The 3,595-nt window shown below is 69.7% G+C and carries 3 protein-coding genes and 1 pseudogene; 1 reads left to right on the top strand and 3 read right to left on the bottom strand.

All coding sequences use genetic code 11. The features are described from left to right. Positions 1–457: 457 nt before the first annotated feature. On the bottom strand, positions 458–1,465 hold the full coding sequence (locus tag AB0F29_RS41465; RefSeq protein WP_361884178.1) for a stage II sporulation protein M: 1,008 nt from the start codon (positions 1,463–1,465) through the stop codon (positions 458–460). Between the two features lie 119 nt (positions 1,466–1,584). Between AB0F29_RS41465 and AB0F29_RS41460 the strand changes: the two genes are divergently transcribed. Continuing rightward, positions 1,585–2,550, top strand: coding sequence for an RDD family protein (locus AB0F29_RS41460; RefSeq protein WP_361884176.1), 966 nt, complete (start codon positions 1,585–1,587; stop codon positions 2,548–2,550). A 160-nt stretch (positions 2,551–2,710) separates the two neighbouring features. Here the strand turns inward: AB0F29_RS41460 and AB0F29_RS41455 are convergent, their stop codons facing one another. Then, positions 2,711–3,379, bottom strand: coding sequence for a hypothetical protein (locus tag AB0F29_RS41455; RefSeq protein WP_361884174.1), 669 nt, complete (start codon positions 3,377–3,379; stop codon positions 2,711–2,713). Positions 3,380–3,488: 109 nt separating this feature from the next. Next, a pseudogene (locus tag AB0F29_RS41450) lies at positions 3,489–3,595 on the bottom strand (adenosine deaminase); the annotation flags it as partial.

Below are 3,595 nucleotides of genomic sequence, written 5' to 3'. Positions count from 1 at the left end.
TCTTGCTGTCCTGCTGTCTTGCGTTTCCGACTCTATCAGACTCTTTCGTGTCCGATTCCCGGTCGAAGCGGGTCTCACATCTCGCTTTCCAGGTCTTCCGCTTTCGCGTTCTCCCTTTCCGGCGAGTCCGACTTTACCAGACTCTTTTTCGTTCCGTTTCCGGTCCGAATTCGATTTCCGATGGCCTGCGGAGTGGCCTTGCCTTTCGGCGGATCCAACTTTATCAGAAGCTTACGGAGCTAAACGAACTGCCCGATGACTTCGATAAGGGAGAATCATTCGGCCCGGCGGAGCTAACAAACGCCCCTGCACGAGCGAGATAAAAACTACGCGCTCAACTCGGACTTGTCCAGTCCGAGGCAACCGTTCAAATCTACCTCCCCACTTCTGCCGTGTCAACGGTTTTGTGGGCGAGGAGGACACTAGCAGGTCAGCAGGGGTGAAAGCACATCGGCTGTCAGGCTGCGGTGGGAAGTTCGGCGCTGCGTTCGACCTCGGTGAGGTCGCCTGTGTCGCCGGCGCGGGCCGCGCGGCCGCCGAGGATGTAGACGTACGCGAGAAAGGCCAGCTCAGCGGCGATGCCGATGGTGATCCGGGCCCAGGTCGGGAGACCGGAAGGGGTCACGAAGCCCTCGATGAGTCCGGAGACGAAGAGGACCAGGGCCAGTCCGATTGCCATGCCCAGGGCGGCGCGGCCCTGCTGAGCGAGGGCGGCGCGGCGTGACAGGGGGCCGGGGTCGATCACGGTCCAGCCGAGGCGTAGCCCTGTGCCGGCGGCAACGAACACCGCGGTCAGTTCGAGCAGGCCGTGGGGAAGCACCAGGCCGAGGAAGACGTCGAGACGGCCCGCGGAGGACATGAGGCCCAGGCCGACGCCGAGGTTGAGCATGTTGAGGAAGAGGATCCAGATCACCGGTATGCCGAGGAACGCCCCCAGGACCAGGCACAGGGCCGCGGCCTGTGCGTTGTTCGTCCATACCTGTGCCGCGAACGACGCCGCCGGGTGGCTGGAGTAGTAGGTCTCGTACTCCCCGCCCGGTCGGGTCATCGCACGGAGGTCCTCCGGTGCGGCGATCGCGGCCTGAACCTCGGGGTGGGTGCCGATCCACCAGCCCAGCAAAGCCGCCACCACTGTCGAGAGCACCGCTGTGGGAATCCACCAGTGGCGCGAGCGGTAGACCGCGGCAGGGAACCCCGCGGTGAGGAACCGGGCCGCATCCCGCCAGGACGCCTTGCGGGTGCCGGTCACCGTCGACCGGGCGCGGGCCACGAGCTGGGTGAGACGTCCGGTGAGGAGGGGGTCGGGGCTGCTCGACTGGACCAGCGAGAGGTGGGTCGCCGTGCGCTGGTAGAGGACGACGAGTTCGTCCGCTTCCGCGCCGGTGAGGCGGCGCCCCCGGCGCAGGAGGTGTTCGAGGCGATCCCACTCCGTGCGGTGGGCGGTGACGAAGACGTCGAGGTCCATGGGCGTCTGTTGCTCCAGGCATGGGTGCGTACGGGTTCGTACTACTGCGGCGCGCTGGCGGTCAGCTTGGCAGACTGTGCCCGGCTGGGGCAGAGAAGGTCGGCGAAGGGTGGGGCCCGATGAGTGAGCTGGTTACCGGGGATGCGGTCGTTCTGGGGTTGAGGCCCGCACGGCTGCCGAGCCGGGCGCTGGCCTCGGCAATCGATCTGGCGGTGACGTTCGTCGTCTTCATCCTGATATCGATCGTTCTGGGCATCGCTTCCGCCTCGTTGGACGAGGCAGCAGTCGCGGCGATCGGGGTCGCCTCTTTCCTGCTGGTCCTGATCGGTGGGCCGGTCGCGGTGGAGACGCTGAGTCACGGTCGGTCCCTGGGGAAGCTCGCCTGCGGGCTGCGGGTGGTGCGGGACGACGGTGGGCCGATCCGGTTCCGGCACGCGCTCGTGCGGGGGGCCATGGGGCTCGTCGAGATCCTCATGACCTTCGGCGCCCTGGCCTCGATCGCGTCCCTGGTGTCGGCGCGAGGTCGCCGGATCGGTGACGTGTTCGCCGGGACGCTGGTGATCCGGGAGCGGGTCGCGGCCACGGGCCGGTCCGTCTCCGTGCCGCCTCCCCCGCCCTGGCTGGTCGGCCGGTTCGCGCAGCTGGATCTGTCGGCCGTACCCGACGAACTCTGGCTCGGGATACGGCAGTACCTGACGCGGATGCGGCAGCTGGATCCCGGTGTGGGGCATTCGATCGCCGAGCGGCTGGCCGGTGAACTGGTCGCCCTGACGGGAGCCGCCGCGCCCCAGGGTGTTCCTGCGGCCGCGTTCCTGGCCGCGGTGGTCCATGAGCGGCAGTCCCGGGATGCGCGGCGCGTGTTCGCCGGGCCTCGCGCCGAGGGGCCGGCACCGTCCGGGCCGGTAGCGCCCGGGCTCACCGGGCCTGTTGGGTCGGGTGAGCCTGGCGGAGCCGGCGGGGCTGGCGGGAGTTTTCGGGGGCCGGTGTCTGCCGGGGCCGGTTCCGGGGCGGGGGGCGGTGCCGCCGGTGGTCACGAGCAGCGACGCGGGAGTGCTCCCTCGGGCGGGTTCGCCCCGCCCGGCTGAGGGCTGTCCCGCAATTCCCGGCGGATCAGCGCGCGGCGTCGGATGCGGTGCGTCGCAAGGCCGAGGGACGTCCGCATACTGGACGTATGGGGATGTTCCGGCAATACGGCGAGGTGCCGTAGCCGGCGTCGTGCGCCCGCCGGAAACCGCGGGACAGCCCTCAGGCGGTGTCCGGCCCGGATCCGGGCGGCAGGTCCTGGGCGTCCGGGGTGCCGGAGGCGCGGGGAGACGGGGGCGTCTCCAGGTGTTCGAGCTCGACGCCGGGTGCCGCGAGGACCACGTCGCCGGCGATGTGGATGGTGTGCTGCTCTCCGGTGTCCAGAGCGCTGACCTGGTATTCGTCCACGATCAGGGGGCCGTTGTCAGTGGTGTGCGCTTCACTGTTCACCAGGGCCCAGGACTGGTCGACGGTCCTGGGGGCGAGCACCGGGTCCGTGAAGGTGACCACGCGGACGCGGGTCGTGGGGGAAGCGGGGGTGAGGCGCAGGAGACGGGTCATGGCGATGAGGAACGCGGGGGACGTGCCGGCGAAGGTGTGGGCTCGGACATTGCCTTCGGTGGCGTGGCTGCCGGTCGGGTCGGTCCGGACCCAGGTGACCCCTTCCAGGGCCGCTCCGCGCACCTGCCAGCTCGCGGCATGGAGTTCGATCCGGATGGGCCGGCCCAGCTCGTCCAGGGCGAGGTCGATGGAGCCGAGGTGGTCTCCGGTGGGGGATGTGGTCTGGGAGACGTAGCGCCAGCCGGAGGGGCCGGGGGCGCAGTGGAAGTGTTCTTCGCCGAGGGGGGTGTGATCGTGAAGGTCGTGGAGCGAATACCTGCCGCGGGGCATGGGGTCCTTCGGGTTCCTCGGGTCGTGCGGGGGCGGTAACGGGAGCAGGCCCCCGGCACGGGGGTGCGGGGGCCTGCGCTCGGATCTGCTGCTGCGGGCTGTGACGCCCCTCGGCGTTCGGGCGCGCGTCCTCGATGGCCTCCATGAACGCGTCCTCGGGGATGCCCCGGCGGGTCGAGCTGTACGGCGTCACGGTCAGCTCCGCGTACCGGATGT

It is taken from the genome of Streptomyces sp. NPDC026589, from assembly GCF_040638385.1.
In the GTDB taxonomy this organism is placed as follows: Bacteria; Actinomycetota; Actinomycetes; order Streptomycetales; family Streptomycetaceae; genus Streptomyces.
The sequence above is the reverse complement of the archived record's forward strand: the minus strand, read 5'-3'. Positions and strand labels throughout refer to the sequence as shown.